Origin of the sequence: Variovorax sucrosi, assembly GCF_051216635.1 — a bacterium.
Classification (GTDB): Bacteria; Pseudomonadota; Gammaproteobacteria; order Burkholderiales; family Burkholderiaceae_C; genus Variovorax.
On sequence record NZ_JBPJZU010000015.1, the window covers coordinates 71,710 to 77,911 of the forward strand.

The 6,202-nt window shown below is 65.8% G+C and carries 4 protein-coding genes; all 4 read right to left on the minus strand.

Features of this window, described 5'->3' with window-relative positions; translation table 11 throughout:
- Window positions 1-10 precede the first annotated feature (10 nt).
- Window positions 11-1,342 carry a TolC family outer membrane protein gene (locus ACSFBE_RS23700; RefSeq protein WP_435492859.1) on the minus strand — a complete coding sequence of 444 codons (1,332 nt, stop codon included), beginning with the start codon at window positions 1,340-1,342 and terminating at the stop codon, window positions 11-13.
- 16 nt (window positions 1,343-1,358) lie between these two features.
- Window positions 1,359-2,690, minus strand: a complete 1,332-nt coding sequence (locus ACSFBE_RS23705; protein ID WP_435492854.1) for an HlyD family type I secretion periplasmic adaptor subunit — start codon at window positions 2,688-2,690, stop codon at window positions 1,359-1,361.
- Complete coding sequence (locus ACSFBE_RS23710) at window positions 2,683-4,458, minus strand: type I secretion system permease/ATPase (RefSeq protein WP_435492855.1); 1,776 nt, start codon at window positions 4,456-4,458, stop codon at window positions 2,683-2,685. Before ACSFBE_RS23710 ends, ACSFBE_RS23705 begins: the two co-directional genes overlap by 8 nt.
- 63 nt (window positions 4,459-4,521) lie before the next feature.
- On the minus strand, window positions 4,522-6,202 hold a 1,681-nt coding region (locus ACSFBE_RS23715), incomplete at its 5' end, for a malectin domain-containing carbohydrate-binding protein (protein ID WP_435492856.1).

Consider the following 6,202-nt stretch of genomic DNA (forward strand, 5'->3'; position numbering starts at 1 on the left):
TTGCGCCCATTCAGCGAACACCGGAATCGAACCAGCGGTCCCACAAGGCAACATCGTCTTCGGTCAGATTGCCGCTGCGAATGCGCAGCGCCACCACGTCGCGCACGTAGTCGTAACGTGCCTTCGCGCCTTCGGCGCGCGACTTGAAGAGCCTGCGGCGCGCATCGAGCAGGTCGGTGATCCGGCTCACCCCGAGGTCCAGCCCGACTTCCTGCGCCTTCACCGTCTGTTCAAACGCGCGAACTTCGGCCGTCGTCGAGCCAACGCGAGCAAGGTTGGCTCGGGCACTCAGCCAGTGGGTGACGATTTCCCGCTCGACCTCGCGCCTTGCCGTCTCCAGCGCTTGTTCGGCCGCCCCCTGGCGCGCGACTGCTTCTCGCGTCAAGGCGTCCACCCTTCCACCCTCGTAGATGGGCACGCGCAATTCGATACCAACGGTCGCCACGTCATAGGGCGGCTGGCGACGGTTGTCATATCCTTGATCGGAATGGGTGTACGACATCGTCACTGCCAGTTGCGGCAGATGTTCAGCGCGGCTGGATTCATAGGCACGTCGAGCCGCCTCCACCGCTTCCGTGAGGGCCAGCAAGCGCGGGTAGCTGCGCAGTGCATCGTCGACCCACTCCTGCTGCGTTCCAGGCACCGCATCAAAAGTGGTCCGGCTCAGCGGAGGCACCTGTCTCACGGCAATGCCGCACAGTTCCGTCAGTCGCGCAAGGGCCACGGCCTGGTTGTTCCGTGCGTCGATCGTGCGGGTGACAAGGCTCTGGGCGTAGGCGTCGGCCTCGGCCAGGTCGGTGACCTTGGCCATCTGCCTTTCACGCATCGCGCGCAGGCGATCGACCTGGCGGGTTGCCGCCTGCGACTCTGCCGCCAGCCATTCAAGTTCGTCTTGTGCCGTCAGCGCTTCCAGATAGCGGCCCAGCACCTCGTCGAACAATGCCAGGCGGGTCAGTGCCAGCTCTTGATCGCGCTGCAAAACTGTCGCCTGCGTCGATTCCCATCGGCTTCGCGAGACCTGGTCGTAGAGACTCTGCCGCAGGATCAAGCTGTTGCGCTTTCCGGTATAGGACGGGTTGCCGATCGTCGTCGCATCCTTGTATTGGTTTCGTGACAGCGCACCCAGCGCCAGCACCTGAGGCAACATCCGGCTGCGTGCCCCGTCCGACTCGGCACGGGCGCGATCCACGTCGTACTCGCGCGACCTCAGCATGGGATTGCCCTTGAGCGCAGCGCGGTAGAGCTCGGCGAGCCCCTGTGCGCTCGAGGCCACGGGCATTGCGGACAGCACGAAGAGCGTGAGCAAAGGGACCAGAGAAGATGTGCAGCGGGCGAGGAGCATCACGACGGTGCCTTGATCAATCTTGTCTGAACGAGCGGGCCACGGTATCGGTCAGCGGTGCAATCAGGTAGTTCAGGAAAGTACGCTCCCCCGTGTAGATCAGGACTTCGGCGGGCATGCCGGGAACCAGTTCGAACCGGGACTTCGCCAGTGCCTGCAGGCTTTCGGCGGAGATTTCAACGCGCGCGAGGTAGTAGGGGGCCTTGCGGCCCTCGTTGTCATCGAACAGCCGGTCGCCCGACACGGAGATCAGGCGCCCGTCGATGCGGGGAAGATCGCGCTGCTTGAATGCGGGAAAACGCACCTCGGCCAGCTGATCGATCCGGACCTGGTCAATGTCCTGCGGCGAGAGTTGTGCCTCGACGACCAGCTTTGCGTTCTGCGGCACGATGTCCAGGATGCGCTCGCCGGGTTTGATCACCGCGCCCAGCGTATGGACGGTCATGCCGAGCACCATGCCCGCTTCAGGTGCGCGCACCACGGTTCGGGTCACCATGTCGTCGAGCGCGCGGACCTTCTCGCGAACGGTCGAGAGTTGGCTCTGCACTTCGGCGAGTTCCGTCGCGACCTCGCGCTGCAACTCTTTGCCGAGTTGGAGGATCTTCACCTGCATCTCGCTCACCTGGAATTCGGTGGCTGCCAGGTCAGCGACCAGCGAACCCTGCTCTCCCTGAGTTTGCGCAACGTTGCGCTCCATCTCGCGCACCCGCTGACGTTCGGCGTACCCCTGCTTGAGCAGCGCCTCGAAATCAACCCGTTCGCTCTCGTAGGAAGCAATCAGGCTGTCGCGGCTTTTCTTTTGCGCCGCGAGCCCCGAGGCCTTGGCGCGCAGTTGCTGGATCTGTCGTTGGTAAAGCATGACCTGACCGTCGTGTGATTGCTTGCGAACCCGGAACGTCTGCAACTGCACCTGCATGGCGTCGGCGGCGCGCGGGTCGCTGGGCGCCTCTACCAGCTCCTTCGGAAAGACCACCTCGGAGTGGCTGTCCCTCTGAGCCACGAGCCGGGCCTCGCGCGCGAGCAGCGCGAACAACTGCCCACGCAATCCCTCGACCTCGGCCTTGGGCTGTGTGTCTTCCAGCGCCACCAGCACCTCACCGGCCGAAACAAGTTGGCCGTCGCGCACCTTGATCTCGCGAACAATGCCGCCTTCGAGGTGCTGCACCGTCTTGCGGTACATCTCGACCGAGACGACGCCCGTGCCGATGGCTGCGCTGCTCAAGGGTGCGAATGCCGCCCACAGACCGATTCCCCCGAAGATGGCCGCGACCACGGCGAAGCCCACGCGACGCAGGCGCCGCTCGGCCGCGACGTCAGCAGATTCGGGCGGGGATCGGGCGTTAGTCATTGGCCGCGGCTGCAATGCTGAGATGCGCATCCGCGGCCCCGTTGGCCGATGCCGGCCGCGCGACCCGCGCTGCGGCCTGATGGAGTTTCGACGTGACCTGATCCCGCGGGCCGTACAGCGCCAGCTTGCCCCCCGCCAGCAGGAGGATTCGGTCGACCTGGCTCAGCACGTGGGTCAGATGCGTCACGATCACGACCGTGCTTTGCCTGCGACGCAATTCCAGTAGTGCGCGTTGCAGCGCCGTGTGGCCCGCTTCGTCGAGATTCGAATTGGGCTCGTCCAGGATCACGATCTTCGGCGCCTTGTACACGGCGCGAGCCAGTGCCACGCGTTGGCGCTGTCCGGCCGACAGCACGAAGCCGGTGTCGAGGCGGGTCTCGTAGCCATCGGCGAAGCCGAGGATCATCGCGTGCACACCTGCAAGCTCCGCCGCCGCCAGCACTGCATCCGGGTCCACGTCGCCGAAACGGGCGATGTTCTCGGCCACGGTGCCATCGAGCAACTCGACATCCTGGGGCAGGTAGCCGATATGGCGTCCGATCGACTCGCGCTCATATTGGTCGAGCTCTGCGCCGTCGAGCCGCAATTCACCGGACTTCGGTCTGTGCAACCCGAGCAGCGCGCGCAGCAGGGTCGACTTGCCTGCGCCGCTGGCGCCCAGGACGCCCACCTGGGTGCCAGCCTCGATCACGAGGCTCAGTCCGTCGATCAACGGCGCGCGTGCGCCTGGCGGCTGGATGACGAGCTTGTCGAGCCGGTACTCGCCGCGTGGCTCTGGCAGTGGCATCGACGCAGCTCGATCGGGCGTCGCCGCGAGAAGGACCGAAAGGCGGCCATAGGCCGCGCGTGCGCTGACCACCCCGCGCCAGTTGCCGATCAGCGCGTCGATGGGCGCCAGCGCACGCCCCAGCAGGATCGAACCGGCAATGACCGCGCCTGCACTGATGTCACGACGCAGGGCCAGGTAGGCCCCCAGACCCAGGATCAACGTCTGGACGGTCAGGCGGAAGGTCTTGGACAGTGCCGAGATGAGACCGGCGCGACGGCTGGCCTGGTTGTGGGAGCGCAGGGCAGCGTCGTGCGCTTGGGACCAACGCTCGCGCAGCCGCGGCAACATGCCCATCGACTCGATCACTTCGATATTGCGCAGATGCGCCGCTGTCTTCAGATTCGCCTGGGTCTCGTGCTTGCTGGCGTCTTGCAGCAAATCGCGCGTCGCGACCTCATTCCAGACCGCGAGTGCCATCAGCACCAACGCCGCGAGGATGGCCGCAACACCGAACCACGGGTGGACCACGAACATCACCGCGACATAGATGGGCAGCCACGGCGCGTCGAGGATCGCGAAAAGGCCCTGGCCAGTGAGAAACTGACGTAGCCGGTCCAGTTCGGTCAGCGGCTGGGCGTCGGCCTGCCGCCCGCCGCTGGTCAGCGTGCGGGTAAAGATCGCGTCGTGAACCTTCGGGCCCAGCAGGGCGTCGAGGCGCATGCTGGAAACGATCAGGATCTGTGCGCGCAGCCACTCCAGTCCACCCAGCACGATGAACAGGAACACCACGATCAAGGTCAGCATGAGCAGCGTCGACTCGCTGCCGCTCGTGAGCACCCGGTCGTAGACCTGCAGCATGTAGATGGCAGGCAGCAGCATCAGCAGGTTGATGAACAGGCTGAAGAATGCAGCGGACATGAATGAGGCACGGCAGGCGTCCAGGGCCGCTTTCAAGGCCGTGCCCCTGCCTGCATCACTCGTCTTTTCTTTCGCGTTCATCGCGCCTCTTTTCCGTTTCTCTCGTACGGTTTGCTCCAACACCGCGCCACGCGCGGCGTGGCGTCAGAAGAAGAAAAAGTCCTGGGGATTGGCGCGCAGCACATCGACTGTCAGCTGCCCGGAACTGTCGTGCAGATGGATCTCGCCTCCTGCAGCCGGCACGATGTAGACATCGCCCGCGCCGGCGCCCGGCTGCAACGCGTTGCTGTTCAGAACCTGCTGCAGGGTCATGCCAGGGAAAAGATCCTGGTCCAATCCGACGAAATCGTGACTGCCGCCTGTAGCGCTGAACTGGAAGACTTCGGTGGTGGCAAAGCCCTGGCGGAACATGAAGGTGTCGCTCGCCGCTTCGGACGTGAAGCTGGTGGCCGCGTCCTTCACGACCAGCGTGCTGGAGACCTGGCTGGTTGCAGCGCCAGTGGCCGGGTCGACGGCAGCTGCAGTCACGGTGAAGCGGCCCGAGACCGAACCGCCGGCCAGGCTACTGGTCGGCGTTTCTGCCGGCAGGGCAAGCGCCACGCTCGCCGTGCCGCTCGCGCCCAGCGTCACGTCGACAAAGCTCGGACTCTGAAGGACCGTGTTGCCTTCGTGGCTGCCGAGCGGGATGTCCATGCCGACGCCGCCGATCTCGGAGACGGCCAGGCGCACGGTCTGGCCGGCGGTGCCGGCTATTTCGACCACGACATCGTTGCCGGGGCTGCCGGCGCCCGCATTGAGACCGGGCAGGTTGGCCTTGAGGATGCCGCCCACCGCGTCGGTGACCAGCGGCGTGCCGCCGACGGTCGACATCGACAGTACCGGTGCCGCCAGCAGACTCGAGCTCAGCATGGCCATGCCGCCGCCGGCGCTGCCCTGGGTGAACACCTCGCCACCGATGGAGCCGCCATCGACCGTTCCGACCGTGACCGAGGCGCCGATATGCTCGAAGCCCGAGATCGAGCCCGAATCGTTGGGGCCGGGCGCCGGCCCCTCGATGCTGGCGGGATCGGCATCGAGACGGAACGCGAAGGTCTGCCCGGCGGCAAGGCCGGCGCCGCCGAAGGTGACGGCCAGCGTCTTGTAGCCGCCTTCGGTGACCGGGTTCGGTCCGTACGCCCAGGTTGCGCTCACCGGCACGGAGCCGTACGGCGTGAAGTCGAGCGCCGTGGTGTCGCCGAAGGTGCCGAACGGATCGAACACCGTGCCGGCGATCAAGCTGTTGTGCAGATCGATGGTGAGCGTCCGGATGGCGGTTGTGCCGGTGTTGGTGAGCTCGTAGGCCGGCTCGGCGAAGGTGCTGGCGTTGAGAACGGTGCCCGGCGTGATCAGCAGGCGTGCAGACGCCACGCCGGCGCTGGGTTTGGACAGGGCGACGCTGGGCTCGACCGTGCTGTCGTCAGCCACGTTCACCGCGATGGTCTTGGTGGTGGCCTCGCCGGCCGCGAAGCTCACCGTTCCGGTCGGCAAGGCGCCGCCGGACATGCTGTACACGGCGAAGGCATTGAGCTTGGCGTTCTGGACGTTGCCCGGCGAGGAGCTGCCCGGTCCGACCTGGATCGACAGCGAGCCGTCGCTCACCGTCACCTGCTGGCTGATGGTGTAGGGGGCGTTTGCGCCGACCTGCGCGTAGATGTCGATGTTCTGCAGCGCCGCCAGCGCCTGGCCCTCCAACGACATGTCGAACACGCGCTGACCGGGGCCGGTGATGCCGCTATAGATCTCGGCGTGCAGCAGGTCGACCTGATACGTGCCGTTGGCCACCGGC